General features: G+C 46.2%; 24 protein-coding genes. 9 read left to right on the top strand and 15 right to left on the bottom strand.

What is annotated here, in order from left to right; translation table 11 throughout:
* Genes ICE89_RS09005 through ICE89_RS08995 form a run of 3 tightly spaced genes read left to right on the top strand, consistent with a single transcriptional unit; the run spans position 1 to position 2,851 of the window.
* A complete protein-coding gene (locus ICE89_RS09005; protein WP_216265651.1) occupies positions 1-786 on the top strand; it encodes a DUF1365 domain-containing protein in 786 nt (261 codons plus the stop codon).
* Positions 783-2,078, top strand: coding sequence for a cyclopropane-fatty-acyl-phospholipid synthase family protein (locus ICE89_RS09000; RefSeq protein WP_216265650.1), 1,296 nt, complete (start codon positions 783-785; stop codon positions 2,076-2,078). The genes ICE89_RS09005 and ICE89_RS09000 overlap by 4 nt, the downstream gene beginning before the upstream one ends.
* Positions 2,075-2,851: an SDR family oxidoreductase gene (locus ICE89_RS08995; protein ID WP_216265649.1), complete on the top strand. Its 777-nt coding sequence runs from the start codon at positions 2,075-2,077 to the stop codon at positions 2,849-2,851. Before ICE89_RS09000 ends, ICE89_RS08995 begins: the two co-directional genes overlap by 4 nt.
* A gap of 37 nt (positions 2,852-2,888) precedes the next feature.
* Here ICE89_RS08995 and ICE89_RS08990 read toward each other — a convergent pair whose 3' ends face one another.
* The 3 genes from ICE89_RS08990 to argS are packed head-to-tail and all read right to left on the bottom strand — an operon-like array spanning position 2,889 to position 5,850.
* Positions 2,889-3,536 (bottom strand): thiol:disulfide interchange protein DsbA/DsbL, encoded by a 648-nt coding sequence (locus ICE89_RS08990; protein WP_216265648.1) that lies wholly within the window; start codon positions 3,534-3,536, stop codon positions 2,889-2,891.
* Positions 3,533-4,120 carry an SPOR domain-containing protein gene (locus tag ICE89_RS08985; RefSeq protein WP_216265647.1) on the bottom strand — a complete coding sequence of 196 codons (588 nt, stop codon included), beginning with the start codon at positions 4,118-4,120 and terminating at the stop codon, positions 3,533-3,535. The genes ICE89_RS08990 and ICE89_RS08985 overlap by 4 nt, the downstream gene beginning before the upstream one ends.
* Before the next feature lie 35 nt (positions 4,121-4,155).
* Entirely contained in the window at positions 4,156-5,850 is a 1,695-nt protein-coding gene (gene argS / locus ICE89_RS08980; protein WP_370625358.1) for an arginine--tRNA ligase, read from the bottom strand.
* A 68-nt stretch (positions 5,851-5,918) separates the two neighbouring features.
* Here argS and ICE89_RS08975 point away from each other — a divergent pair, with 68 nt between their 5' ends.
* Positions 5,919-6,236, top strand: a complete 318-nt coding sequence (locus tag ICE89_RS08975; RefSeq protein ID WP_216265645.1) for a DUF1840 domain-containing protein — start codon at positions 5,919-5,921, stop codon at positions 6,234-6,236.
* Here ICE89_RS08975 and metH read toward each other — a convergent pair.
* Both metH and ICE89_RS08965 read right to left on the bottom strand, forming a co-directional pair.
* On the bottom strand, positions 6,233-8,983 hold the full coding sequence (gene metH, locus ICE89_RS08970; RefSeq protein WP_216265644.1) for a methionine synthase: 2,751 nt from the start codon (positions 8,981-8,983) through the stop codon (positions 6,233-6,235). The two genes, ICE89_RS08975 and metH, sit on opposite strands and share 4 nt — an antisense overlap.
* Positions 8,980-10,044 carry a homocysteine S-methyltransferase family protein gene (locus tag ICE89_RS08965; RefSeq protein ID WP_216265643.1) on the bottom strand — a complete coding sequence of 355 codons (1,065 nt, stop codon included), beginning with the start codon at positions 10,042-10,044 and terminating at the stop codon, positions 8,980-8,982. Before ICE89_RS08965 ends, metH begins: the two co-directional genes overlap by 4 nt.
* Before the next feature lie 74 nt (positions 10,045-10,118).
* Between ICE89_RS08965 and ICE89_RS08960 the strand changes: the two genes are divergently transcribed.
* Entirely contained in the window at positions 10,119-10,577 is a 459-nt protein-coding gene (locus tag ICE89_RS08960) for a PhaM family polyhydroxyalkanoate granule multifunctional regulatory protein (protein WP_216265642.1), read from the top strand.
* Here ICE89_RS08960 and ICE89_RS08955 read toward each other — a convergent pair.
* Positions 10,489-11,574, bottom strand: coding sequence for an MBL fold metallo-hydrolase (locus ICE89_RS08955; protein ID WP_216265641.1), 1,086 nt, complete (start codon positions 11,572-11,574; stop codon positions 10,489-10,491). The genes ICE89_RS08960 and ICE89_RS08955 overlap by 89 nt on opposite strands.
* 42 nt (positions 11,575-11,616) lie before the next feature.
* Between ICE89_RS08955 and ICE89_RS08950 the strand changes: the two genes are divergently transcribed.
* Positions 11,617-11,793 (top strand): DUF1289 domain-containing protein, encoded by a 177-nt coding sequence (locus tag ICE89_RS08950; RefSeq protein ID WP_072582634.1) that lies wholly within the window; start codon positions 11,617-11,619, stop codon positions 11,791-11,793.
* 20 nt (positions 11,794-11,813) lie between these two features.
* On the opposite strand, the gene ICE89_RS08945 is transcribed toward ICE89_RS08950, so the two are convergent.
* Positions 11,814-12,797: an MDR family oxidoreductase gene (locus ICE89_RS08945; protein ID WP_216265640.1), complete on the bottom strand. Its 984-nt coding sequence runs from the start codon at positions 12,795-12,797 to the stop codon at positions 11,814-11,816.
* Positions 12,798-12,884: 87 nt separating this feature from the next.
* Here ICE89_RS08945 and ICE89_RS08940 point away from each other — a divergent pair, with 87 nt between their 5' ends.
* From ICE89_RS08940 to ICE89_RS08930, 3 genes are read left to right on the top strand one after another with little or no spacing between them, the layout of a single operon-like run.
* Positions 12,885-13,181: a hypothetical protein gene (locus tag ICE89_RS08940; protein WP_216265639.1), complete on the top strand. Its 297-nt coding sequence runs from the start codon at positions 12,885-12,887 to the stop codon at positions 13,179-13,181.
* A gap of 10 nt (positions 13,182-13,191) precedes the next feature.
* A complete protein-coding gene (locus tag ICE89_RS08935) occupies positions 13,192-13,692 on the top strand; it encodes a flavin reductase family protein (protein ID WP_216265638.1) in 501 nt (166 codons plus the stop codon).
* A gap of 28 nt (positions 13,693-13,720) precedes the next feature.
* Positions 13,721-14,383 carry a glutathione S-transferase family protein gene (locus ICE89_RS08930; protein WP_216265637.1) on the top strand — a complete coding sequence of 221 codons (663 nt, stop codon included), beginning with the start codon at positions 13,721-13,723 and terminating at the stop codon, positions 14,381-14,383.
* An 18-nt stretch (positions 14,384-14,401) separates the two neighbouring features.
* On the opposite strand, the gene ICE89_RS08925 is transcribed toward ICE89_RS08930, so the two are convergent.
* From ICE89_RS08925 to ICE89_RS08890, 8 genes are all read right to left on the bottom strand, one after another.
* Complete coding sequence (locus tag ICE89_RS08925) at positions 14,402-17,437, bottom strand: efflux RND transporter permease subunit (protein ID WP_216265636.1); 3,036 nt, start codon at positions 17,435-17,437, stop codon at positions 14,402-14,404.
* Between the two features lie 7 nt (positions 17,438-17,444).
* Positions 17,445-18,584 (bottom strand): efflux RND transporter periplasmic adaptor subunit, encoded by a 1,140-nt coding sequence (locus tag ICE89_RS08920; protein ID WP_216262951.1) that lies wholly within the window; start codon positions 18,582-18,584, stop codon positions 17,445-17,447.
* Between the two features lie 169 nt (positions 18,585-18,753).
* The gene (locus ICE89_RS08915; RefSeq protein ID WP_216262952.1) at positions 18,754-20,292 is read right to left on the bottom strand and encodes an efflux transporter outer membrane subunit; all 1,539 of its coding nucleotides are present in this window, start codon (positions 20,290-20,292) and stop codon (positions 18,754-18,756) included.
* Between the two features lie 129 nt (positions 20,293-20,421).
* Entirely contained in the window at positions 20,422-22,254 is a 1,833-nt protein-coding gene (gene glmS, locus ICE89_RS08910) for a glutamine--fructose-6-phosphate transaminase (isomerizing) (protein ID WP_216262876.1), read from the bottom strand.
* Positions 22,254-23,777, bottom strand: a complete 1,524-nt coding sequence (gene glmU, locus ICE89_RS08905) for a bifunctional UDP-N-acetylglucosamine diphosphorylase/glucosamine-1-phosphate N-acetyltransferase GlmU (protein WP_216265635.1) — start codon at positions 23,775-23,777, stop codon at positions 22,254-22,256. The genes glmS and glmU overlap by 1 nt, the downstream gene beginning before the upstream one ends.
* Complete coding sequence (gene ttcA, locus ICE89_RS08900; protein WP_216265634.1) at positions 23,774-24,682, bottom strand: tRNA 2-thiocytidine(32) synthetase TtcA; 909 nt, start codon at positions 24,680-24,682, stop codon at positions 23,774-23,776. Before ttcA ends, glmU begins: the two co-directional genes overlap by 4 nt.
* Positions 24,683-24,705: 23 nt before the next feature.
* Positions 24,706-25,101, bottom strand: a complete 396-nt coding sequence (locus ICE89_RS08895) for a dihydroneopterin aldolase (protein ID WP_216265633.1) — start codon at positions 25,099-25,101, stop codon at positions 24,706-24,708.
* Between the two features lie 24 nt (positions 25,102-25,125).
* Complete coding sequence (locus tag ICE89_RS08890; RefSeq protein WP_216265632.1) at positions 25,126-25,947, bottom strand: SDR family oxidoreductase; 822 nt, start codon at positions 25,945-25,947, stop codon at positions 25,126-25,128.
* Between the last annotated feature and the right edge of the window lie 10 nt (positions 25,948-25,957).

Here is a 25,957-nt window from a genome sequence, read left to right as displayed (position 1 = left end):
ATGTCAGGCGCCAAGATTAACTTTGGAGTAGTAAAACACCAGCGCTTAAGGCCGGCTAGGAATGCCTTTGGTTATGGAGTGTTTACCATCTCCATTCCTATGCGCGCTCGCAGTGCCAACCCGAATTTACTGAATCAGAACGGCTTAAGCGATAACCGTTGGGGCCTCTGTGCATTTTTTGATAAGGACCATGGCCAAGGGGAATCGAATAGCCTTGCTTGGATCGAAAAGATTCTTGCAGACAATCATGTGCAACTTGTCGATGGAGAAATTTGGCTTCAGACTTTTCCAAGGGTATTGGGTTATGTCTTTAATCCCGTGAGCTTTTGGATCTGCACACGCGCTGATGGCAAAGTACAAGCGGTACTGGCTGAGGTTAACAATACCTTTGGTGAGCGTCATTGCTATTTACTGCACAAAGATTCGGGTGAAGCGTTGCACTCGGGCGAAACACTTAGTAGTAAAAAGGTATTTCACGTTTCACCATTTTGTGCGGTACGTGGTGATTACCATTTCCGCTTCTTATTTTCGCAAGATAGTAGTAGCGGCAAGAATAATGTCTGTCGCATTGAGCTTCATGAGGACGGCCAACCCCTTATTAACACCAGCATTAGCGGCACCAGCCGCCCACTCAGTCGTACCAATATTATGCTGGCACTACTACGCTACCCATTAATGAGCTTGGGTGTCATTTTCCGTATACATTGGCAAGCAATAAAATTATGGGTAAAAGGTGTACCCTTTCACTCAAAGCCTAAACCACCAGAACTTGAAGTTAGCAGATGAATCGCCCAGGACAATCCCTTCTCTCTAGACTCAATTTTTCTCGTCCGCAAGGGCGGGATAGCGCTTCGCCACAACACCAAATTAAGGCTAAGGCACTCCTAACTCTTCTGACGAAGCTCAGCAGCGGCCATTTAAAACTTACCCTTCCCAATGGCGAGAAGCGCGAGTTTGGTATTCAAAGTGATCAATTGCATGCTGAAATTCATATCTTGGAATGGTCTGTATTTAAAGAGATCATGTCCCATGGAGACATTGGTTTTGCCGAGAGCTATATTCAAGGTAAATGGAATACTCCAGACCTCAAAGCACTGCTTGAATTAGCCATACGCAACCGAACTATCTTAGAAAAAGCCATTTACGGTAATTGGTATGGGTCGATTTTTTACCGTCTAAAACACTGGTTGCGAGATAACAGCAAAGCGGGAAGCCGCAAGAATATTCATGCGCACTATGACCTAGGTAATGCTTTTTATACGCTGTGGCTTGATCCCACGATGAGCTACTCGAGCGCCTGGTTTTCTGAAGGTGATCAGCAAGTCTTAGCTGGAGCACAGCGCGCAAAAATTGGGCGCATTCTGGACTCCTTAAAGACTGCGTCAGGAGAGCACATACTTGAAATTGGTTGTGGCTGGGGTGGCGTTATGGAGGAGTCTCTTCGTAACAAGAGAGCCATTACTGGGCTAACTCTATCTACAGAGCAAAAAGTATTTGCAGAGAAACGTTTATTAGCAGTGCAAGGTCAAATTGCTAACCCTCCTGGATTTGAAGTACGCCTTCAGGACTATCGTGATTGCCAAGATAAATTTGATGGTATTGCTTCTGTCGAAATGTTTGAAGCAGTTGGTGAGAAACATTGGCCAGAATATTTTGAAACAATTGCCCATTGCCTCAAGGCAGGCGGCAAAGCTTGCATCCAGACGATTGTAATTGCCGAGGATCTTTTTGATCGCTACAGACGCAACACTGACTTTATTCAGCAGTATGTATTTCCTGGAGGCATGCTGCCCTCTAGAGCAAGCTTTAAAGCAAGCGCTGCTAAGGCTGGATTACAAATAGATGATGAATTCGCTTTTGGCGGAGATTACGCAAGAACTCTTTGCTTATGGCGCGATAGCTTTAATCAAAAACTGCAAGAAGTACGTCAACTTGGCTTTGATGAAGCATTCATACGTCTTTGGAACTTCTACCTCATGTATTGCGCCGCCGGCTTTACAGAGCGTAATATCGACGTAGTGCAATTCACTCTGAGTCATCAACCATCACCAGCATCTTCTGATGCGCTAGGCGTATGAAACAAAGCGGAATAGATCACTTCTCAGGCAAAAGAGTCTGGGTCATAGGCGCATCCAGCGGCATTGGCGAAGCTTGTGCACAAGCCCTTCTTCTCAAGGGCGCTAAAGTAGCGCTTTCCAGCCGAAGAGCCGAACGATTAAATGAAATTGCCCTCACTGGAGCGATTGATCAAAGCCTAGTCATTCCTATCGACGTTACCGATGATGCGCAACTCCAGGATGGCTATAAAACGATTTTGAACGCTTGGGGCAGAATTGATCTCCTGCTCTTTGTATCGGGCGTATACACCCCATTGCGAGCAGCTTATTTTGATTTCAAGATTGCTGAAAAAACAATCGATGCAAATCTTCTGGGGCCTATGAGAGCAGTTGCATTAGTGATGCCAGAGATGCTCAAGGCTCACTCGGGACATATTGCTATCGTGGGTAGCGTTGCAGGGTATAGCGGCCTGCCAAAAGCTTTGGCATATGGCCCAAGTAAGGCTGCCATCATTAACTTTTGCGAGAATTTATATTACGACTTGCTGCCGACAGGAGTCAGCGTGCACATGATCTCGCCAGGATTTGTGGCTACTGAGGCTACTGCAAAAAATGACTTTGAGATGCCAGCCTTAATTAGTGCCGAGGAAGCAGCCAACGAAATATTGACCGGTATTCAGAAGGGGGAATTCGATATTCACTTCCCCAAGCGATTCACAAGATTCTTAAAGTTTCTGAGAATCTTGCCTTACCCAATCTACTTTTGGATTGTGCGCCGCTTCGTCAAAATTTAAGCTGCGCTAAAGCATTACGCAGCAACCTATTTTGAGGTTACTGCTTGTACTTGTCTTTACGAATTTTCTCTTCTAGATAATCCATTACTGCAATTGCTTTAGCTTTAGACCCAGCAATAGATGGTGATGTCACATACTTGCCTTGCATCACAATCGTCGGCACGCCATCAATACGATAGGCTTCGGTTAATTGCTTAGCGGCACGCGCTTTAGACACCACTGCAAAAGAGCGATAGGTTGCCAAGAAGGTATTACGATCAATGCCTTGAGACGCAACCCAATCTGCAATCTCCGTCTCCGTTAAGAGGCGCTTATTTTCCTTATGCATTGCATACATTACTTTTTCATTTAAAGCATCAGCTTTGCCCATCGATTCGAGCGCGTAATACATTTGGCTATGGGGCAAGAAGTCATCACGGAAAGCTACGGGGACTCTTTTGAAGACAACATCCTTAGGTTGGCGCTTTACCCAGCTACTGAGCTCTGGCTCAAAGTCATAGCAATGGGGGCATCCGTACCAAAAGAATTCAATAACCTCTACTTTTCCTTTGGTTTCGACCGGCTGTGAAACAGGCAATATGCGGTAATCAAAGCCTTCTTCGATTTTTTGAGCTTGTGCACTAGCAAAGCCACTTAAGAAAAGCAGTGCTAATAAAGTAATGAATCTTTTGCTGTATGAAATCATGATTTGCTAGATTTAATTAAAGTTGGTTTAAGTCCTATGCCACTCAATTTATCTCGTACTGAGTTGCTCTCATCAACGCTGTTATATGGGCCTACCCGCACGCGCCAGAGAGTATTGCCGTCACTTGTTACTTCGCTAAGCTGAGCCTGAATTCCCTGGATTGCTAAATTCGCTTTTTGCGCATCTGCATCAGCGCGCTTTGTAAACGCACCCACTTGCAAGAAATAAATGGCGTCTGATTTGCTTGCAGGCGATGCATCCGCTGGCTTATCGGCAGTTTTCTTGCCGTTTACCAAATCTCCAATTGGATCGGTTGATGCAGGGGCTGGTGATTTACCCTGGAGCGGCTTATTTAAATCAACTGGCTCGGCAGGAGCGCCTACTTCACCTTCAGCAGGTGCTGTAGAAGGTTTAATGATCAAAGGCAGACTTGGGGCACGCATCCCCGGTCTTTCTTGAGGGGTATTTTTAGAAAGATAAAAGGCAATGACAAAGGCGATTCCAAGGCCGACGCCCAAACCCAAAATAAAGCCGAGAATAGTGCCGCCGTATTGGGAGTTTTGTTGATTCGGTGTTTTCATCATTTCCTCATCTTACATCTTCACTTCATACCTCGCCATTACATCTTTATTGGCGCTGATACCCCGAGTACTTTTAAGCCATTTTGCAGAACCTGGCGGGTTGCCAGTAGCAATGCAAGACGCGCTTGCTTTAAGTTTTGATCATCAACCAAGACGCGATCTGCGTTATAGAAGGCATGGAAATCGCCCGCTAAGTCACGCAGGTAAAAAGCCAAGGCATGCGGTGCTAATTCTTCGGCAGCAGCGGTCAGAACTTCTGGGTATTCTGCCAAACGACGCAGTAAATGATCCGATGCTTTGCTTTGTAAGAGCGATAAATCGGCCGTAGCCAAATCTGATATTTGTCCACCCCACTGTTGCAAGATTGAATTAATTCTTGCATGCGCATACTGAACGTAGAACACTGGATTCTCATCGTTTTGCTGTAATGCTAAATCAATATCAAAAACAAATTCGGTATCTGCCTTACGTGAGATCAAGAAAAAGCGCACAGCATCGCGACCGCGCTGCAAAGCTAACTCCCGCTCTTCAGACGTCATCTCTGGAGTAACGCCACCAGACCATTCCACCAAATCACGCACAGTGACATATGAGCCGGCACGCTTAGAAATTTTGACTTCTTCACCATGGCGCATAACAGTAACCATCTTGTGCAGCACATACTCTGGATACGTTTTAGGAATATCCCAACCGCGCTTCTGTGCTACGCCTTGCAGGCCCGAGCGGACACGGGCAATGGTGCCGTGGTGATCGCTACCCTGCACATTAATTACTTTCTGAAAGCCGCGATTCCACTTGCTGGTGTGATACGCCACATCAGGCACAAAGTAGGTAAAGCTACCATCTGACTTACGCATCACACGATCTTTATCGTCACCATCATCCGTGCTCTTCAACCAGAGCGCGCCTTCGGATTCATAGGTCTTGCCAATGCTTTGTAAGTCGCCAACAATTTGTGCAACGCTACCGTCGGTATATAAAGAGGACTCTAAGTAATAGCAATCAAATTTCACACCAAAAGTTTTTAAATCAATGTCTTGTTCATTGCGCAAATAAGCAACCGCAAATTGACGAATAGCTTCAAGATCATCTTTAAATTCTGGTGAGACTTTAAATGCGCTAGAAATCTCTGCAATATATTCGCCGTTATATGCCTGTTCAGGCCACTTGGCATCTCCAGGTTTCAAACCCTGTAAGCGTGCTTGAACAGACAAGGCTAAATTCGCAATCTGCACACCGGCATCGTTGTAATAAAACTCACGATGAACTTTGATTCCCTGGGTAGCCAATAAATTGGCTAAGGCATCGCCCAGCGCTGCTTGTCTACCGTGACCTACATGCAATGGGCCGGTTGGATTGGCGGAGACAAACTCAATCATGGCGCTTGGCGCAGACTGACCTCCCTGCACAGACTCACCAAAATGAGTTCCCGTAGAAAGGATCTCCTGAACTACAGCAGTCTTAGCAGCATTGCTAAGGCGGAAATTAATAAAGCCTGGGCCAGCAATGTCACAGGATGCAATCAGCTCATTAAAGCCTACTTGCTGCTGCAAGCGCTCCACCAAGGCCTGTGCCAGCTCACGCGGGTTTAGCTTCCAAGCCTTTGCTAGCTGAAGGGCGATATTACAAGCGACATCCCCATGGTCAACAGCCTTGCGACGCTCCAAACGGGGGGTAGGAGCCTCCCCTAGGTCGCGTTCCTGAGCCAAGCCTGCAAGTGCAGTATTCAGCATTTCAATTAAACGATTTTTATTGGTTAACAACATAGATAAGTGAGTTTATCAGGTGGTAAGCTATCGAAATGATCTATCAATTTCGCTCAAAGGCCGGTCCAGATGTCATCATGCTGGCGGATCTGACTAAACGAATTTTTGATATTTTGGGGCGCGCCCTGGAGCCTCGCGGAATCTTGACCGTTGAGCAACTTCCAGACCTCATCACTGCTCTAGAAACTGCCATCCTCAAAGATCTTGAGGAGCGGGCTAAAACGAATGACGAGTCCGAGAAGGGCGCTGAGAAGCCTAAGCTGGCCGATCGCCTTGGACAGCGAGCCTACCCATTCCTGGAGCTGATGAAGCAGTCCAAAGCCAAGGACGAACCCGTTATGTGGGGCGTTTAATCTAACAAGCTCGCTAGCTGACGACGGGTATCTTCAATACTTTGACCACGGCGTTTAGCCAAGTCTTCAACCTGATCATCCGATAGCTTACCCACATTAAAGTAGCGCGCATCCGGATGAGCCAAATAGAAACCGCTCACGCTTGAAGCTGGATTCATGGCCATCGACTCAGTCAGAGTCATGCCAATATCTTCAGAGCCAATTACCCGCAATAAATCTTCCTTAACTTCATGTGCAGGGCAGGCTGGGTAACCAGGTGCCGGACGAATACCGCGGTATTCCTCATTAATCATCTGATCATTGGTCAAAATCTCGTCTGTTGCATAACCCCATAAGTCTGTACGAACACGATGGTGCATGAGTTCAGCAAACGCTTCTGCCAATCGGTCCGCTAAGGCCTTCAACATAATGGCACTGTAGTCATCGTGCTTTGCCTGAAACTCAGCCACTTTCTTTTCAACACCATGACCGGTGGTAACTGCAAAACAACCCAGATAATCAGCAACGCCAGAATCTTTTGGCGCAACGTAATCAGCCAGACAACGATTAGGTCTGCGTACACCCTCTACAACTGGACGCTCGGATTGTTGACGCAAGTTATGCCATACAAACAAAGGATGCTGACGTGCTTCATCGCTATACAAAACGATATCGTCGCCAACGGTATTAGCAGGATAGAAAGCAACTACTGCATCGGCTTGTAGCCATTGCCCTTTAATCAGTTTATCGAGTAAGGCTTGGGCGTCAGCAAATACTTTGCGAGCTTCTACACCAACAACTTCATCATCCAGGATTGCTGGGAATTTACCTGCAAGGTCCCAAGTCTGAAAGAATGGCGTCCAGTCAATATATTTAGCAATATCGCTCAGTGCAAAGTTTTTAAATACACGACGGCCAATGAACTTCGGCTTCTCTGGAACATAAGCAGACCAGTCGATCATCTCGCGGTTCTTGCGCGCTGCCTCTAAAGAAATCGTTGGTGCTGCCTTCTTATTAGCATGCTGTTCACGAATGCGTACATAGTCATCGCGCAAATCTTGAATAAATTTCTTGGCACTCTCATCAGAAAGTAAGCTGGAAGCTACTGAAACTGAGCGGGATGCGTCAGGTACATACACCACAGGGCCATCGTAGTGTGGGGCAATCTTTACCGCTGTATGAACGCGCGAAGTTGTTGCGCCACCAATCATCAGCGGAATTTGACGTTCGCGAAACCAATCATCACGTTGCATCTCTTGCGCAACATAAGTCATTTCTTCTAGCGAAGGTGTAATCAATCCAGATAAACCAACAATATCTGCATTCTCTGCTTTGGCACGCTTGAGGATCTCTGCACAAGGAACCATCACCCCCATATTGGCTACTTCAAAGTTATTACATTGCAGAACAACAGTCACAATATTTTTACCGATATCATGCACGTCGCCCTTCACAGTGGCCATGACAATCTTGCCCTTAGCTTTGGCTTCGCCGCCTGCTGCAATATGTTGGCGCTTTTCTTCTTCGATGTACGGAATCAAGATGGCAACCGCTTGTTTCATTACACGCGCACTCTTGACCACTTGAGGCAAGAACATCTTGCCAGCGCCAAACAAGTCGCCCACGACATTCATGCCATCCATCAGCGGGCCTTCAATGACCTCAATAGGTCTGCCGCCAGCGCCCATAATTTCTGCGCGCAACTCTTCGGTATCTTCTTCAATAAAAGTAGTAATGCCATGCACTAGGGCATGCGTTAGACGCTCACGTACAGGGGCTTCACGCCAAACGAGGTTCTCAACCTGTTTAGCGCCACCACCTTTAAATTGATCGGCAATGTCCAACAAACGCTCTGTCGGTGTCTTACCATCTTTTTCTTTAAAGCGATTGAGAACAACATCCTCAACACGCTCACGCAACTCAGGATCCAAATCAGCGTAAACACCCAACTGACCAGCGTTCACAATACCCATGTCCATGCCAGCTTGAATGGCGTGATACAAGAACACCGTATGAATCGCTTCGCGCACACGATCATTGCCGCGAAATGAGAAGCTCACATTGGATACGCCGCCACTAACCTTAGCGCCCGGCAGATTTTCTTTAATCCAGCGAGTGGCATTAATAAAGTCGACAGCGTAGTTGTCGTGCTCTTCAATACCAGTAGCGATTGCAAAAATATTCGGATCGAAAATAATGTCTTCTGCTGGGAAGCCAATCTCATTGACCAAAATCTCATAGCAGCGCTGACAAATTTCTGTCTTACGCTTAAAGGTATCGGCTTGCCCTACCTCATCAAAAGCCATCACTACAGAAGCAGCACCATAACGACGAATTAGACGTGCTTGTTTTCTAAAAGACTCTTCACCCTCTTTTAAGGAGATCGAGTTAACAATTGGCTTACCTTGAATACACTTCAGACCCGCTTCAATCACACTCCACTTGGAGGAGTCGATCATGATGGGAACGCGTGCAATATCAGGCTCAGAGGCGATCAAATTGAGGAAGCGTGTCATCGCCGCTTCAGAATCCAACATCGCTTCATCCATATTGATGTCGATGACTTGTGCGCCATTCTCAACCTGCTGACGCGCTACAACTAGCGCTTCATCAAATTGATTATTCAAAATCATTCTAGAAAATGCTTTGGAGCCAGTGACATTAGTGCGCTCCCCAATATTGACGAAGCCAACATCAGCAGTAACGTTAAATGGCTCAAGACCAGAAAGCTTCATTGCTGGCATCGCTTTTTTCTCTATCGTGCTCATGCTGATACCTCCGCATTCTCACGATAGAAAGCGCGTGGCTTCCGTTTAGCAACCGCATTAGCAATTGCGCGAATGTGATCAGGTGTCGTGCCGCAGCAGCCACCTACTAAATTAACCAAGCCATCTTTAGCAAAACCATCTACTAGGCTAGAAGTGATTTCTGGGGTCTCATCAAAGCCAGTATCACTCATCGGATTAGGCAAGCCCGCATTCGGGTAACAAGACACTGCCGCATCGCAAATTCTTGCTAGCTCTGCAATATAAGGGCGCATTAAAGCAGCACCTAATGCGCAGTTCAAACCAAAGGTGAGTGGCTTGATGTGACGCAAACTATTCCAGAAGGCCTCAACTGTTTGACCAGACAAAATACGGCCAGATGCATCGGTCACTGTTCCAGAAATCATTACCGGCAAACGCTCACCGGTCTCTTCAAAAAATTCATCGAGGGCAAAGAGTGCAGCTTTGGCATTAAGCGTATCGAAAATAGTTTCAACCAAAAATAAATCGACGCCACCCGCAAATAATCCTTCAATCTGCTCGCGATACGAAGCGCGTAATACATCAAAGCTCACATTGCGTGCGCCAGGATCATTAACATCCGGTGAAATACTTGCCGTCTTTGGTGTAGGCCCAATCGCGCCTGCAGCAAAACGCGGTCTTTCTGGAGTGCTGTATTTTTCACAAGCTGCGCGCGCTAATTTGGCAGAGACTTCATTCATCTCACGAGCCAAGCCAGCCATCTTGTAATCCTCTTGCGCCACTGAGGTGGCACCAAAAGTATTGGTTTCAATAATGTCTGCGCCAGCATCCAAATATTGCTCATGGATCTTGCTAATAATTTGCGGCTGAGTCAAAACTAAAAGCTCATTGTTACCTTTGATATCGCCAGGATGATCGGCAAATCGGGTATTTCCCGGCAAACCGCGATAGTCGGCTTCAGTTAACTTGTATTGCTGAATCATGGTGCCCATGGCGCCATCCAAAATGAGGATGCGCTGCTTCAAAAGCTCGGGAAGCTTTTGACCGCGGGTATAGGGCTGGGACAAACCATTAGATTGCATTGTTAAACCGGGGATAATCTCTAGAATCCCTTATTCTATTGGAAAAGCCACTTTTCATTTACCCCGGAGCCCCTATGTTTGGAACCATTCCAGAATTCAATCAAAGCCTAGATATGTTTAAAACAATGTGGGGGCAAGGTGCCGCAGGTCAGGCTGGGCAGTTCCCCTTTACGGCAGACGCCTCTATGGCTGCTGGTGGCTTTGCTTCAGCTTTTCCTGGCTTGGATGTAGATGAGCTAGAAAAGCGCATTAAAGACCTTAAAAGCGTTGAAAACTGGCTCAATTTGAACCTCAACATCCTCAAATCGACTATTCAGGGTCTTGAAGTTCAGCATGCCACCATGATGGCACTCAAATCCTTTGGTGATGCTGTCTCAGCAGCCGGCTCTGCGGCCAGTTCAACAAGCGCCCCCAAAGAAGAATCTAAGACCAAAACGACTAGTGCTAAACCACGGAAAACCGCAACACGCCGTCCTCGCAAAGCTGGCGATGCAACTTTCCTCGACGAAGTAGGTAATTCAGATGAGCAATAGCCTCACCCATTGCAAATGTGAGTTGATGAATATCTAATTCACGTTTAAACAAAACCGGCACAATCTCCCTAGCATGTGCCGGTTTTTTACATGCGGCCAAAGTATCCGCCAAGCGATCATCATGATGCGCTTTGAGTTGCGCAACACGCGGCCTAATTCCAGTAAATGGTTTGCCGTGTGAAGGAAGTACCAATGCGCCCTCAGGCAACACTAAATATTTTTCAATAGAGTCAAGATATAAGCCTAGCGGATCTGCATCTGGATCTGCATCATAGACACTTACATTGGTAGAGATGCGAGGCAACAACATATCCCCAGAAATCAACACCCCAAGATCTTTACAAAACAGCGAAGCATGCTCAGGCGCATGCCCATAACCCATAATGACTTGCCACGTACGACCACCTATTGCAATTAATTCACCATCAATAATGCGGCGATATTGACGAGTCACTCCAGGAACCATATTGCTGTAGTAATTGGAGCGCCCGCGAATTTTTTCTAAATCTTCTGAGCCCGTTAAACCATGTCTTTGAAAGTGATCTGCAGAACCACCACTGCCAGCGCGTGAACCAACTGCAGCACCACCCTCTTTGCAACTTAACCATTGAGCAGTTAAGTAATCTGTCATGGAAATCCACATGGGGACATGCCATTTTTCACAGAGCCATTGCGATAGACCCACATGGTCAGGATGCATATGCGTCACTATCACGCGCAAGACTGGTAAGCCTTCAAGCTGAGTAGCAAACACCTGCTCCCATGAGGCTCTTGTCTCATCATTAGCAATACCGCAGTCCACAATCGTCCAACCCGCAACACCATCAATTTCATCACGCAGCAGCCAAAGATTGATGTGATCTAAAGCAAAGGGCAGGCGCATTCTGATCCAGCGAACACCCGGCGCAACCTCTATGCTGCTACCCACTTCCGGAAGAGCGTCTCCTAAGGGATAATGAATTGCAGCTTCAGCGCTTGCTTTGTTTTGAGTATTCATGGCTTAGTGTTATTGATTGATTTTTTTACTTCTAGGTTTGCTTTGACAACAGTTCCATCGCCTTGCATTAATTGGTGTGACATTAATCCTGAAAATGGCTACTGTCGTGGCTGCTATCGTACCTTGACTGAAATTGCTGATTGGTCAGATCTTACGAATCCTGAGAAGCTTGAGGTTTGGACGCAACTTCCAAGTCGCAAACCCCAAGCACCGCAGTAATACCAATCTTTATTTCTTTTTCATTTATTGACGTCGACAATCAACCGTCCACGTACATTACCTGCCATTAATTCTTGCGCGTATTTGATCGACTCCTCAAGCGTGATCTCATGAGAGATTTCATCTAAGGTTTTCAGATCTACTAACTGACTCAACTGCTCATAGGCAGCAATGCGTTTTGCACGTGGCACAGTCACGCTATTAATGCCGTACAAAGTAACGCCACGCAAAATAAATGGTGCAACACTTGAAGGAAAATCCATACCTTGAGCCAGCCCACAAGCGGCTACTGCACCATCGCTCTTGGTCTGTGCGCAAGCATTAGCCAAAGTATGGCTTCCTACGCTATCGACTACCGCAGCCCAACGCTCTTTTGCCAAGGGCTTACCTGGGGCGGATAAAGTTGCACGATCAATTACTTCGGCTGCGCCCAATTTCTTCAGGTAATCTGCTTCGGCCATACGGCCAGTACTCGCGACAACGGTAAACCCGAGCTTGCTAAGAAGCGTGATGGCAAAGCTGCCAACCCCACCTGCAGCACCGGTGACCAAAACCTCACCATCACTTGGCTTAAGCCCATGCTTTTGTAGTGCCATGACGCAGAGCATGGCGGTATAACCTGCGGTGCCAATGGCTAATGCTTGTTTAGCTGTAAACCCCTTGGGCAGCGGAATCAACCAATCGGCCTTCACACGGGCCTGCTGGCCTAAGCCACCCCAATGCCCTTCCCCAACTCCCCAGCCGTTGAGAAGCACCATATCGCCAGTCTTGAAGTCGGAACTGGTGCTCTCCATCACTTCCCCAGCAAAATCGATGCCTGGCACCATTGGGAAGCTGCGAACTACCGGGCCTTTACCCGTGATAGCCAGGCCATCCTTGTAATTGAGGGTGGAATATAGGACCTTTACGCGAACATCACCTTCTGGGAGCTTAGCCTCATCAACTTGGGCTAACTCTGCGCGATACCCTTGATCATCCTTATTTACCAATATTGCTTTAAACATGTCTCTTCCTTTTAGAACGAGGTATTTCCCCGCAGCAATTGCTTAATAGGTTTATCCTAACGAGCATTGCTGATTATGGAGGTTTCCATGAAAAAAATTCTACTATTAACTACGATTTCTGGCTTGGCGCTATCTGGCTGCTATTCCACCCAAATTAATATGTCCATGGGCAATATGCGCCTGATCACCTCTAGCGCGGCACCGCAGGATGTCATGGATTTTGCTACCAAGACCTGTCAGGATGATTTCTATGAAGGTGCTAGCTTTCTATCCAAGGCAGGCAAAGAATATCGCTTCAAGTGCGTAAAAGCTGAAGAGAATGAAGTTTTAAATCCCATTCCCGGTACAACGCTGACCGCTACAGCAAAAGCTGAAGTTAAATAAGTAAAGATTAATGACCCCATTTACTTCACAAGAGCTACGCAAAGGTTTCGCATCATTTGCAACTGGGGTCACTGTTATCACTTGCCTGGATGAAGAAAATAATTCTCACGGCATTACGATTAGCTCCTTCAACACTGTCTCACTCGAGCCACCACTCATTCTTTGGAGCCTTAAGAAGCATTCGCGTCTGATGCCATGGGTTGAGCTTGGCAAGAAACATCTGATTCATGTGCTAGAGCGCTCGCAAGAGAATTTGGCAATGCATTTCGCTAATGTGAAGACCGATCAATTCAAGGGAATTGATCACAAGCTAGCTGCTAGCGGACTTACGCAGATTGATCATTGTGTAGCTTATTACGAATGTGAAACTGTTTGTGTTCACAAAGGTGGCGATCACAACATCATTGTTGCCAAAGTGATTAACTTAAAAAATCATCCTGAACGAGAGCCCCTCATTTTTGCGCGCAGCCAATTTGTAGGTCTCGATTTCACAGAAACTAAAGCCAGCTAATACCAATTCATCTTTGTAAGGAAATGCCATGATGCGTTTATGGGGTCGCAAAAGTTCTATTAACGTTCAAAAAGTATTGTGGTGCTTTGCCGAGCTTGGACTCAAAGAAGGCAAAGACTTTGAGCGGATTGATGCTGGCCTGCAATTTGGCCTCAATAACACGCCAGAATTTCTCAAAATGAATCCGAATGGGCTTGTACCCACCCTTGAAGATGAGGGTCTGGTACTTTGGGAGTCCAACACCATCATGCGCTACTTAGCCCGTCAGCATGATCAGGCTGGGCGCTTTACAGCAGATGTTAAGACTCAGTACGAATCCGAGAAATGGATGGATTGGCAATTGGGCACGATGTGGCCAGCACTTCGGACTGCATTTCTGGGCCTCACCAGAACGCCAGAGGCAGATCGTAAATACGAATCCATCCTCAAGGGATATCAAGAAACTAATCGGCTACTGGGATTACTAGATCAAACATTGTCCAAGCAAAGCTATTGTGCTGGCAATCAATTTCAGACTGGAGATATTGTTCTAGCTCTATGTGTCAGTCGTTGGATTCTTCTAAATCAAACCTTCCCACAGCACACTGGTGAGCGTGCACCCCTTAAGAATATCGATGCCTGGATGCAACGCCTAGAAAATGAAACTTGCTTTAACGAGATTGTTGAAAAAGAACTCAATATCGTTAAATAGTTTTCCTGTCTTTCATTTTTACTGCTGCTTAAATTTCTTGGCGTGGTGATCAGCGCCAATAAATAAGTACATTGCTGGTACTACAAAGAGTGTGAACAGCGTACCAATTGAAAGGCCAGTGAAAATCACAATACCCATCGATTTACGTCCTGCGGCACCCGCCCCAGAGGCAATCACTAAAGGCAGTACACCTAAAACCATTGCTGCAGTTGTCATCAAAATCGGGCGCAAACGGACGCTACTTGCTTCAACGATGGCATCAAGCTTACTGCGGCCTACCTCCTGAAGTTCATTCGCAAACTCCACGATCAAAATACCGTGCTTACTAATTAAGCCCATGAGTGTGACTAGGCCAACTTGGGTATAAACGTTTAAGGTCGTGAATCCTAAATTAATAAAGATCAGGGCGCCAAATAAGGCTAGCGGCACAGAAACCAAAATCACAATCGGATCCCGGAAACTTTCAAACTGAGCTGCGAGCACCAAGAACACAATCAAGATCGCAAAGAACATGGTGACTAAGAAGCCCCCAGACTCAGCCATAAACTGGCGTGAAGGGCCTGCGTAGTCCATGGTGTAACCATTAGGTGCAACCTCTTTCAGAGTCTGTCGCATGAACTCCAATAAATCCGCTTGCGAAATAAATGGTGTGCTTACACCTGAGATCGTTGCTGAATTCAATTGCTGGAAGTGATTAATAGACTGCGGCACCACTCTTTGTTTAATCGTTGCAATAGTGCGTGCTTGAACCATCGCGCCACTTGGCGTACGGATGTAGTAATCCAATATTTGATCTGGATTAAGACGATCCACTTGCTTCACTTGTGGAATCACACGATAAGAGCGTCCGGCCACCGAGAAGTAATTCACATATCCACCGCCTAAAGCAGCAGATAAGGCTGAACCGACTTGTTGCTGAGTCATACCTAGAGCAGCGACTTTTTCTCGATCAATCTCTAAAACATCTTGTGGCTTATCAATCTTGAGATCAGAATCCACGAAGAAGAAATTGCCACTGCGGCGCGCTTTATCAAGCACCGCTTGTGAGACTTCATTTAACGCCGCATAAGATTCTGTTGTATTAATGACCACCTGCACAGGCAAGCCTTGTGCTCCTGGTAAGGCAGGAAATTGGAAGGCGGCAACGCGTGCGCCTGCAATGGAGTTCCATTTTTGCTGCATATCTTCTTGGAACTTGGTTGCGTTACGACTGCGCTCACCCCAGTCTTTCAGCAAGATACCGCCAAAGCTCGAAGTTGGACTCGTGATCTGAAAAGCCTGTTCGTATTCTGGTTCTGCGGCAGCAATTGCGTAGATTTGATCTGCATAAGTCTGCATTTGCGTCACCGTACTATTGGGAGGCCCTGATGCTTGCATCAAAACAATGCCCTGGTCTTCGGTTGGCGCTAATTCAGCACGCGCAGTTGAGTACAAGTAGGCTACGCCCCCTAGCAATATAACTCCCATCACGATGATGACCTGCCAAGTGCTTAGCAAGTCACGCAGTGTAGTTTGATAGCTGTGATGCACCTTCTCAAATATGCGATCAATCTTCTGCACAAAAGGTGACGCCTCTTGCTCTTCTGTAAAGATACGAGAACACATCATGGGCGAGAGTGTTAAGGCAATTAATCCTGAAACAGCTACAGCGCTAGCCAAAGTAAAGGCAAACTCAGTAAACAGTGCGCCCGTCAGACCGCCCTGAAAGCCAATCGGGATATACACTGCAATCAGCACTACCGTCATTGCCAAAATAGGACCGCCTAATTCGCGAGCAGCAATTAAAGATGCCTCTAGTGGTGACTTACCTTCTTTCATGTGACGATCAACGTTTTCCACCACGATGATGGCGTCGTCCACTACCAACCCAATTGCCAAGACCAGAGCGAGAAGTGTAAGCAAATTAATTGAATAACCCAGCACTTGCATGAGGAAGAAAGTGCCAATGAGCGATAAAGGCATTGCAATTACTGGAACAGCCACCGCACGAGCACTACCCAAGAAAAGGTAGATCACCACAGTCACAATCACCAAGGCCTCTATTAAAGTAGTTACCACTTCATCAATGGAGCTGGTAATAAATTTAGTAGAGTCATAAACAATCTTGCCCGTCATGCCAATGGGTAATTGCTTCTGAATATCTGGCACCACATCCCGAACACGTTGCGCTACATCCAATAGGTTGGCCTGTGGTGCAACCTTAATGGCAATAAATACTGACTTCTTGCCACTAAAGGCAACGTTCGTGTTGTAGTCCTCAGAGCCCATAGTGACATTGGCCACTTGGTCTAAATACACAATATTCACGCCATCTTTTTTAATGACCAACTTGCGAAACTCATCTAGGGTATGCAAGTCGGTGCCAGCAACCAAGTCAACCGAGACCATCTCGCCTTTAGTGCTTCCAACTGCTGATAAGTAGTTGTTGGCTGACATGGCACTATAAACATCATCGGCGCCCACACCAAGACCGGCCATCTTCTCTCGATCCAACCAGGCACGTAAGGCGAATTTACGTCCACCAGTGATCTCTGCATTCTGAACCCCTTCAACAGAATCCAGCTTTGGCTTTACAACACGCAATAAATAGTCAGTGATGGCATTGTTGGGGATGTCATCACTATAGAAACCCATATACATCGCAGCAGTAGATTGGCCAACCTGTACTGTCAAGATAGGTTGCTGTGCCTGCGGTGGCAACTGATTTTTTACCGCACTAATTTGAGTCTGTATCTGCGTTAATGCCGCGTTTGAGTCATAGTTCAACTTCAAAGTTGCAGTAATAGTGGAGACTCCACTCACGCTGGCAGAAGATAAGTAATCAATACCTTGCGCCTGAGCTATAGATGCCTCAAGAGGCTGAGTAATAAACCCAGCAATCGTTTCAGGATCAGCACCATAGTATGCCGTAGTGATGGTCACAACCGCATTTTGCGTTTGCGGATATTGATTTACAGGCAAAGAACCAATTGCCTTCAAACCAAAAATCAATACAAGAGCACTCACTACCATGGAGAGCACTGGTCTGCGGATGAATATGTCAGTCCAATTCATCTGCTATTTATTCCTGCGGCTTTGGATCAGGTGAGTTAGCTGGCTGCACCTTGTTATTAATAATTAGTGGTGTGCCATTCTTGAGCTTCAGCTGACCGCTAGTAACCACCGTTGCGCCTTCATCAACACCCTTCAAAATGGCCACTTGATCACCACGAGTTAATCCAGTCGTTACAAATACCTGTTGTGCCTCAAGGGCTGGATTGCCTTGCTTATCTTTCTTGCCAGTAGGTTTAGCAATAAAGATGGTCGAACCATACGGGTTATAAGTAACTGCCGTCTGAGGTAGGGTCAGGTATTTCACTTGATCACCCAGCTTGATATTCACATTAGCAAACATGCCCGGCAGAATTTTCTTATCCGGATTAGCGAGTTGCGCCTCAACCTGAATATTGCGGGTATTGGTATCAACCTTTGGACTAACAGCAGTAATCTTGCCTGTAAAACTCGCATCCTTAAATGCATCTGTGGTCACAACAACCTCCTGCCCAACCTGAATGAGTTCAGCATTGTTTTGCGGTAAGTTGAAATCTACAAAAATAGGATCTAAGGTTTGTAACGTTAGCAGCTTATCGCCAGGATTTACATACTGTCCTGGATTGATAGAAACAATACCTACCCGGCCACTAAATGGCGCTTTGAGATTTTTCTTGGCCACTAAAGCAGTTTGCTGCTCAACCTGCGCTTGTTTTGATTTGGAATCAGCAGCGCTCGTATCAAATACATTCTTACTAATTGCCTGAATTGCTAACTGCTGTCTATCACGCTCATTAATGACTTTAGCTAGATCGGCCACTGCCTTTAAAGAGTTCAACTGGGCTACATCAGATGCATCATTTAATTTAATGAGGAGTTCGCCTTCTTTAACGTCTTGACCTGACTTAATAGGCACAGTCTGTACTAAACCGCCAATCTCCGTGCTGAGCTCAACACCCCTAAATGCACGCACATTACCAACGCTAGTTAACTTAGGCTGCCATTCTGTATTTGCAATCACCATGGTGGATACCGTTGCAGGAGGCAATCCCATGCCCGCGATGAAATGCTTAATCATGAAAGTCTTGAGCTGATTGAAAGCGAAGATCAATCCCAATAATAAAAATACACCGCAAAGCATGATGGTCATACGGCGCTGCAAGGGCTCCATTGCCATGAGCTTTTCATGGGCCTTGGTACCGCGCCATTTCTGACCCATGCGCGCCCAAAAGGCTTTGGTCTTTTCCCAAAGAGCAATTGCTCTCTCACGCAATTTCCATTTAATTGCTTTACGTTGCATCCATGCCCACAAGGCAAGAACCAAAGCAATGAGCTTGTTCTTAATTTGTTCCAGAAGTTTCATTTTGATCTTTGTTCGCTATGTCTTTTGGTTTAAAAGCAGGGCCCTCACGATTCCACCAGCCACCACCTAATGCTGCAAATAAAGCTGCGGTATCTGAGAAGCGGGTTGCTTGTGCTGCAACTGATTTCACTTTTGCTTGCTGATACTGATTTTGGTAATAGAGCACTGCTAAATAACTGGCTGTACCGAGTTTGTACTGTTGCTGCACTAAATCCAGAGTTTCGTAGGCATAACGCTCTGCGTCCGATGCTGCCTTGAGTGCTTGCGCACCAGTCTCTAATGCGCGCAATGCATTGGCTACTTCTTGGAATGCATTTAAGACAGTTGCTTGGTATTGAAAAGCAGCTTGCTCATAATTAGCAATCGCACCACGACGCTGTGCCAAAAGCTGACCACCCTGAAACAATGGCTGCAAGATGCCTCCACCCAAAGTCCATAACGCAGAGTTCGGACCAAACAGTCCATTGGATGTCAGTGCGGCAGCACCAATAGATCCCGTGATATTAAATTGCGGCAATAAGTTCGCCGTTGCTACACCTACGAAAGCATTTTGAGCTTTTAACTGGGCTTCAGCCGCCCGCACATCAGGACGTTGCCGTACTAGGCTGGAAGGTACCGATAGAGGTAGCTTCTCTGGCAAATGCAAATTGGCCAAATCAAACTTGGCAATATTGGCATTGCTGGGAATCTCACCTACTAGCACTGCTAATTGATTGCGCGCAAATGCCAGATTTCGTTCGTAATTAAAAAGATCCACTTGAGAGTTCGATACCAAGGTTCGCTGGGATGTGACGTCTACCTTAGAAACTGTACCAATGACTAACTGCTTCTCAGTTACTTCGGCAAGATTCGTTTGAGCTTTTAGGATTTCTTCTGTAGCTTGCATCTGCGCTCGCAGTGCGGCCTCTTTAACAGCGCTCGTCACTACATTAGCTGTTAGTGAAAGATAAGCACCCTCTAATTGAAACTGCGCAACCTCTGCTTGTGCGCGCGCACCCTCAACTGCTCTCCGAGCTCCACCAAAAACATCCAACTTATATGTTACGTTGACTGTAGCGTTGTACAAGTTATAGGTATCAGTCCCATAATTCATGCCGTAGACGGCAGATGGCTGCTTCTGTCTTATGGCGTTTGCACCAACACCAATTGCTGGAAAATATTGGCCACCAATCTGTGCATTGGCATTTTCTTGGGCAGCACGCAATGCTGCATCAGCTGCACCTAAATTTGGATTTTGCTCAAGCGCTTTTTTAATCAGCGCATCAAGCTCAGGAGATTTATAAAGTTCCCACCACTGCGCTTCTATATCTGCGCCCTCAACAAACTCTTGATCGGTGCCACCTGGCACTCCAGGCGCAGTAGTGAGTTTCTTGGCGACAGGGGTTTCTGTATAGGAAGAGGTCTTAGGTGCTTTAGGTTGCTTGAAGTCTGGGCCGACTGCGCATGCAGAGAGAGCTAGCGCACAAATTAGCGGAAGCAATTTCAAACCTGAAAGACGGGGCATCGATAGAAACATGGGTTGCAACAAATATCCTCTTTTACAAGAGTTATTTGAACACAGAAATGCAATCAGGGCTTCGTAAAGCCCTGATTTATCTGCTGAATTTTTTTCATACCTTTAGATGAATGTCAAACAGGCGAAAAATTATTCGACCGTAACGCTCTTTGCCAGATTTCTGGGCTTATCAACGTCTGTACCACGCGCACAGGCTGTGTGATAAGCCAACAGTTGAAGAGGTACTACATGAAGGATAGGTGAGAGGTTGCCATAGTGCTCAGGCAGCTTGATGACATTGATGCCGTCGCTGCTAGAGATATGGGTATCTTGATCAGCAAAAACATATAACTTGCCACCGCGTGCTTTGACTTCTTGCATATTGGATTTAAGCTTCTCCAATAAGACGTCATTTGGCGCAACGGTAACAACCGGCATCTTGTCTGTAACTAGAGCAAGCGGACCATGCTTTAACTCACCTGCTGGATAAGCTTCAGCATGAATATAAGAAATCTCTTTGAGTTTTAATGCGCCTTCAAGTGCAATTGGGTAGTGCATTCCACGACCAAGGAATAGGGCATTTTCACACTTAGAAAAAGCATCACTCCAGGCAATGATTTGTGGCTCAAGCGCTAGTACTGCATGAAGCGCTTTCGGTAGGTGACGTAAGTCACGAAGTAACTCTTTTTCTTTTTCAGGAGAAATTTTGCCATCGCGCTTAGCAATCGAAACCGCTAAGAGATAGAGCGCTAAAAGCTGCGTAGTAAATGCCTTTGTTGAAGCCACTCCAATTTCAGCGCCAGCCTTAGTCAAGAAATGCCAATCGGTTTCACGAACCATTGCGCTACTGGCTACGTTACAAATTGCTAATGTGAACCGGTGACCTAAACCCTTGGCATGACGTAATGCTGCCAAAGTATCTGCCGTCTCACCAGATTGTGAAACCACCACAATGAGTGTTTTTGGATTGGGTACAGTGGTGCGGTAGCGATACTCACTCGCAATTTCTACTTGAGTTGGAATACCAGCAATATCTTCTAGCCAATATTTAGCAACACATGCGGAGTAATAACTTGTGCCGCATGCCAATATTAAAATCTGCTCAAAAGCTTTCCAATCTTCTGGCTTTGCTTCAAATAGCTCAGGACCAAAGTCGGCGATATTAGCAAGCGTGTCGCCAATTGCCCTGGGCTGCTCAAAAATTTCTTTTTGCATGTAATGCTGATAAGGGCCGAGATCAACTGAGTCAGCTTGTGCTGGCATAGGCTTCAGATTTCTTTGAGCGACCTTACCAGCTTGATCAACTATATCAACGGAATCAGCCTTGAGAACAGCAACATCACCCTCTTCCAAATACATCATGGAATGAGCGCGTCCTGCCAATGCCAAAGCATCAGAAGCCAAAAAGTGCTCATGATCGCCAATGGCAACCACTAGAGGAGAACCAACACGAGCGCCCACTAAAGTACTCGGGTTATCTTGAGAGATAACGCCAATAGCGTATGCGCCATGTAATTTAGGAAGCGCCGCTCTTACCGATGCCGCAATATCTTTTTGACCACTAGCCACATATTGCTGGTGAATTAAATGGGCGATAACTTCAGTATCTGTTTCAGAAGTAAATACATATCCAGCGGCTTTTAAATCTGAACGCAGAACTTCATAATTCTCAATAATGCCGTTATGAACAACAGCGACCAAATCATTGGAAATATGAGGATGGGCATTTTGGGTATCTGGCTTGCCGTGAGTAGCCCAACGTGTATGCGCAATGCCCAAGGTGCCAAAGAAATCTTTGCCTTGCTCGGCCAACTCAGAAACACGTGCAGTGGTGCGGGCACGCTCGATTGGGTGCTTAGCATCATCGCCATTAATCAGAGCAAAGCCACAAGAGTCATAGCCGCGATACTCTAAGCGACGCAAGCCCTCAACCAAAACATCAACAATATTTTTTTGGGAGGCCGCGCCAACAATACCGCACATTATTTTTTACCCTTTGCAGTTTTCTTAATCGTCTTCTTGACGGCCTTCTTCACAGCTGTCTTTACGGTTACTTTTTTAGGGCTTGCTTTCTTGGCAGCAACTTTTTTGACTGGTTTCTTTTCTTGCTTGACAGGGCGCTGCCACTGCAAGGAAATTTGTTTCGCTCTGGATACTGTGAGCTGATTGGCAGGCGCATCTTTAGTCAGAGTTGTACCAGCCCCCAATGTGGCACCACGACCAACGCGCACTGGTGCAACCAATTGAGTATCCGAACCAATGAAAACGTCATCTTCAATAATGGTCTGGTGTTTGTTAACGCCATCGAAGTTGCAAGTAATGGTGCCGGCACCAATATTGACTCGTGAGCCAACAATAGAGTCGCCAACATAAGCCAAATGATTTGCTTTGCTATTAGCAGCAATTTTGCTGTTCTTCACTTCTACGAAATTACCAATATGCACATCGTTTGATAAATCTGCGCCAGGACGCAAACGAGCATAAGGGCCAATTAATGATTGATTACCCACTTTTGCGCCGTCCACATGGCTATATGCATGAATAGAAACGCCTTTACCAATCACGCTATTGCGAATGACGCAATATGGCCCAATCTTTGTGCCCGCATCTAATGTGACACAACCTTCGAATACGCACCCCACATCAATAGACACATCAGTGCCGCACTCTAAGGTGCCACGTACATCAATACGCACAGGATCAGCAAGGGATACACCTGCATCCATTAATTGATTGGCAATATTAAGTTGGTGCACACGCTCTAGTGCAGCGAGTTGATCACGACTATTGACACCAATCGTCTCGAACTCATCATCAGCTTGCGTTGTGCGAATCGGCACGCCGTCTTTAACAGCCATGGCAATCACATCAGTCAAGTAGTACTCGCCTTGTGCATTGCTGGCACGTAAAGACTTAAGCCATTTCTTCAATGAGTTCGTTGGCAATACCATGATGCCGGTATTAATTTCTTGAATCGATTTTTGCGTTGGCGTTGCATCTTTCTCTTCAACAATCTCTTTTACAGAGCCGTCAGCATCGCGCACGATGCGGCCATAGCCAGTAGGGTTGCTGAGGTTCTGTGTCAGTAAAGCTAATGCAGAGTCTTGTCCTCTGACGCCATCAGCTAACTTTGCTAATTTAGCCAGCGTCTTTTTTGTAGTCAGCGGCACATCACCATATAAAACTAAGGTTGGCTCTTGAACATCTAATTTAGGTAAGGCTTGCAATAGCGCATGGCCTGTTCCTTTTTGTTCCGCTTGCAGCGCAGTGCTTACTTTGCCAAAGCTTGGATCTTCCTTGCTTGTGTTGAGCAAGAATGTTTTTACATCTGCTGCACCATGACCAACCACTACAACGGGGCCAGACTTAGCCTTCTTATCTTCTAGTGAAAGAGCGGTATTGAGAACGTGTTGCAGTAGGGGCTTGCCTGCCAAAGTTTGCAGGACCTTGGGTAGAGCAGACTTCATCCGCTTTCCTTGCCCAGCAGCCAAAATGACGATATTCATAGAGAGGGATTATAAGTCGCCTGAATCATGGTTCCACAGGCTAATTCATCCAATTCAGCCTCATCTATTGCCCTGTCGCCAGAAGATTTAGCGGCAATCCCTGCCAACTCGGTGGAAATCTCCAAGTTTTTGAAATCAAAGGCTTCGCCATCCATCAAATGGGATGGGACGATGTGATGCATCGAGCGGAATAAGTTCTCCACCCGGCCCGGATACTTCTTTTCCCAATCGCGCAGCATTTCTTTCATGGCCTGACGCTGCAAATTGGGCTGACTTCCACACAAATCACACGGAATAATCGGGAAGTTCATATCTGCCGCATAACGTTCAAGCAGTTTCTCAGGGACATATGCCAAGGGGCGAATCACTATATGCTTGTCATCATCTGAGCGCAACTTGGGTGGCATGCCTTTTAGCTTGCCCGCATAAAACATATTGAGCATCAAGGTTTCTAGAATGTCATCGCGGTGATGGCCTAAAGCAATCTTCGTTGCGCCTAACTCATCTGCAACACGATACAAAATACCTCGGCGCAAGCGTGAGCACAATCCACAAGTGGTTTTACCCTCAGGAATCACACGCTTCACAATGCTATAGGTATCTTGCTCTTCGATGTGATACTGAACACCTAAACTTTTTAAATAATTGGGTAAAATTTCAGCCGGGAAATTAGGCTGCTTCTGATCCAAGTTCACCGCAATAATTTCAAAATTGATTGGTGCTCGCTCATGCAGCTTCATCAGAATATCGAGCATGGCGTAACTATCTTTGCCACCCGAAACACATACCATGACCTTATCGCCCTCTTCGATCATGCCAAAGTCACCAATAGCTTGACCTACCAAGCGGCAGAGTTTTTTCTCTAGCTTGTTTTCTTCGAAGACAACTTTACGAATATCGCCCATAAGAGTTCTTTTCTAAATTCTATTTAAGAAGTCTTGATACGAAATACTTCAACGCCTACCGAGTGGCAATCTGGATAGACATCTGGCTTAGCCGTACTTACACGCGCAGCCAATACCTTTGGGTGGAGCAACATTGCCGTCAAAATGTCGTCGCAGAAGGTTTCCTGCAAATGAATATGCCCCTGGGAGGCTCGAGCCTTAATGGTTTCCCGCATGAAGTCGTAATCCACTACTTCATCCAACTGATCATTCGTTGGTGTATTCATTTCAAGGGGAATATATAAGTCCACATTGAGGATGACGCGCTGCTCTGCTTTTTTCTCAAAGTCATGAACGCCAATATTGATATAGATCTCATAGTCGCGAAGAAATAAACGGCGACAGTCAAGAAGGGCGGGGTGAGAAAGAATGGCGTGCATATATATTTGCTTTTTTAAAAATACTTAATTAGTTTTGAACATCACATCACGTGATGATGGCAATAAATGTTGCCCACCGTCCACATATAAGGTGGTTCCGGTGATGGCACTAGAGTCCGCCAAAAATACGGCTGCCTTTGCAATATCTGCAGGCGATGAGGATCTACCTAGCGGCGTCATTTGATGAGCCTTAGAAAAACCATCCATTGTTTGATCACCTGATGGCAAAGAGATTCCGGGCGCCAATCCAACCACTCTTAGATGAGGCGCAAAATCCATTGCCAATAGTTCAACCGAAGAAAGTAACGCCGCTTTAGACAATGTATAAGACAAATAATCTGGATTAGGGTTAATCAACTTTTGATCTAGTAATTGAATCACTACTGGAATCACTGCTAAGATCGCATCGGATGTATTTGGCTTACTTTTTTGAAACTCAAACATCAGTTGAGATAGCAAAATTGGAGCGGTTAAATTGACCTGTATATGGTCTTGCAAACTTTTTCCACTCAAGGGGGTATTAGAGTTTGCGCGGTCATATTCAAAGATAGATGCGCTATTCACTAAGCAGGACAAATTGGGAAATGTCTTGCTGACTGCCAAGAAAAGATCTTTAGTGGCAGCCTCATCAGCCAAGTCCGCCTGAAAAGCCTGGGCTTTCACACCCATCATTTCGATTTCTCTGATGGTTTCTTGGGCCTCTTGCTCAGATCGCCCATAATGAACGGCAACATCGCAGCCCTGACGGGCAAACTGCAAGGCAATTTCTCGACCCAGGCGCTTGGCGGCGCCAGTCACTAAAACTGCTTTTCCTTGCTGGGATGGGGGCGTTGAACTAGGGTTCAATTAAATTCTC

Source organism: Polynucleobacter sp. AP-Kaivos-20-H2, from assembly GCF_018882215.1.
Taxonomy (GTDB): Bacteria; Pseudomonadota; Gammaproteobacteria; order Burkholderiales; family Burkholderiaceae; genus Polynucleobacter.
This window is presented reverse-complemented; position numbering and strand designations above follow the sequence as displayed.

Coding starts and splice junctions, on each gene's coding strand:
- ICE89_RS09005 (WP_216265651.1), top strand. CDS start 1: ATGTCAGGCGCCAAGATTAACTTTGGAGTAGTAAAACACCAGCGCTTA.
- ICE89_RS09000 (WP_216265650.1), top strand. CDS start 783: ATGAATCGCCCAGGACAATCCCTTCTCTCTAGACTCAATTTTTCTCGT.
- ICE89_RS08995 (WP_216265649.1), top strand. CDS start 2,075: ATGAAACAAAGCGGAATAGATCACTTCTCAGGCAAAAGAGTCTGGGTC.
- ICE89_RS08990 (WP_216265648.1), bottom strand. CDS start 3,536: ATGATTTCATACAGCAAAAGATTCATTACTTTATTAGCACTGCTTTTC.
- ICE89_RS08985 (WP_216265647.1), bottom strand. CDS start 4,120: ATGATGAAAACACCGAATCAACAAAACTCCCAATACGGCGGCACTATT.
- argS (WP_370625358.1), bottom strand. CDS start 5,850: ATGCTGAATACTGCACTTGCAGGCTTGGCTCAGGAACGCGACCTAGGG.
- ICE89_RS08975 (WP_216265645.1), top strand. CDS start 5,919: ATGATCTATCAATTTCGCTCAAAGGCCGGTCCAGATGTCATCATGCTG.
- metH (WP_216265644.1), bottom strand. CDS start 8,983: ATGAGCACGATAGAGAAAAAAGCGATGCCAGCAATGAAGCTTTCTGGT.
- ICE89_RS08965 (WP_216265643.1), bottom strand. CDS start 10,044: ATGCAATCTAATGGTTTGTCCCAGCCCTATACCCGCGGTCAAAAGCTT.
- ICE89_RS08960 (WP_216265642.1), top strand. CDS start 10,119: ATGTTTGGAACCATTCCAGAATTCAATCAAAGCCTAGATATGTTTAAA.
- ICE89_RS08955 (WP_216265641.1), bottom strand. CDS start 11,574: ATGAATACTCAAAACAAAGCAAGCGCTGAAGCTGCAATTCATTATCCC.
- ICE89_RS08945 (WP_216265640.1), bottom strand. CDS start 12,797: ATGTTTAAAGCAATATTGGTAAATAAGGATGATCAAGGGTATCGCGCA.
- ICE89_RS08940 (WP_216265639.1), top strand. CDS start 12,885: ATGAAAAAAATTCTACTATTAACTACGATTTCTGGCTTGGCGCTATCT.
- ICE89_RS08935 (WP_216265638.1), top strand. CDS start 13,192: ATGACCCCATTTACTTCACAAGAGCTACGCAAAGGTTTCGCATCATTT.
- ICE89_RS08930 (WP_216265637.1), top strand. CDS start 13,721: ATGATGCGTTTATGGGGTCGCAAAAGTTCTATTAACGTTCAAAAAGTA.
- ICE89_RS08925 (WP_216265636.1), bottom strand. CDS start 17,437: ATGAATTGGACTGACATATTCATCCGCAGACCAGTGCTCTCCATGGTA.
- ICE89_RS08920 (WP_216262951.1), bottom strand. CDS start 18,584: ATGGAGCCCTTGCAGCGCCGTATGACCATCATGCTTTGCGGTGTATTT.
- ICE89_RS08915 (WP_216262952.1), bottom strand. CDS start 20,292: ATGTTTCTATCGATGCCCCGTCTTTCAGGTTTGAAATTGCTTCCGCTA.
- glmS (WP_216262876.1), bottom strand. CDS start 22,254: ATGTGCGGTATTGTTGGCGCGGCCTCCCAAAAAAATATTGTTGATGTT.
- glmU (WP_216265635.1), bottom strand. CDS start 23,777: ATGAATATCGTCATTTTGGCTGCTGGGCAAGGAAAGCGGATGAAGTCT.
- ttcA (WP_216265634.1), bottom strand. CDS start 24,682: ATGGGCGATATTCGTAAAGTTGTCTTCGAAGAAAACAAGCTAGAGAAA.
- ICE89_RS08895 (WP_216265633.1), bottom strand. CDS start 25,101: ATGCACGCCATTCTTTCTCACCCCGCCCTTCTTGACTGTCGCCGTTTA.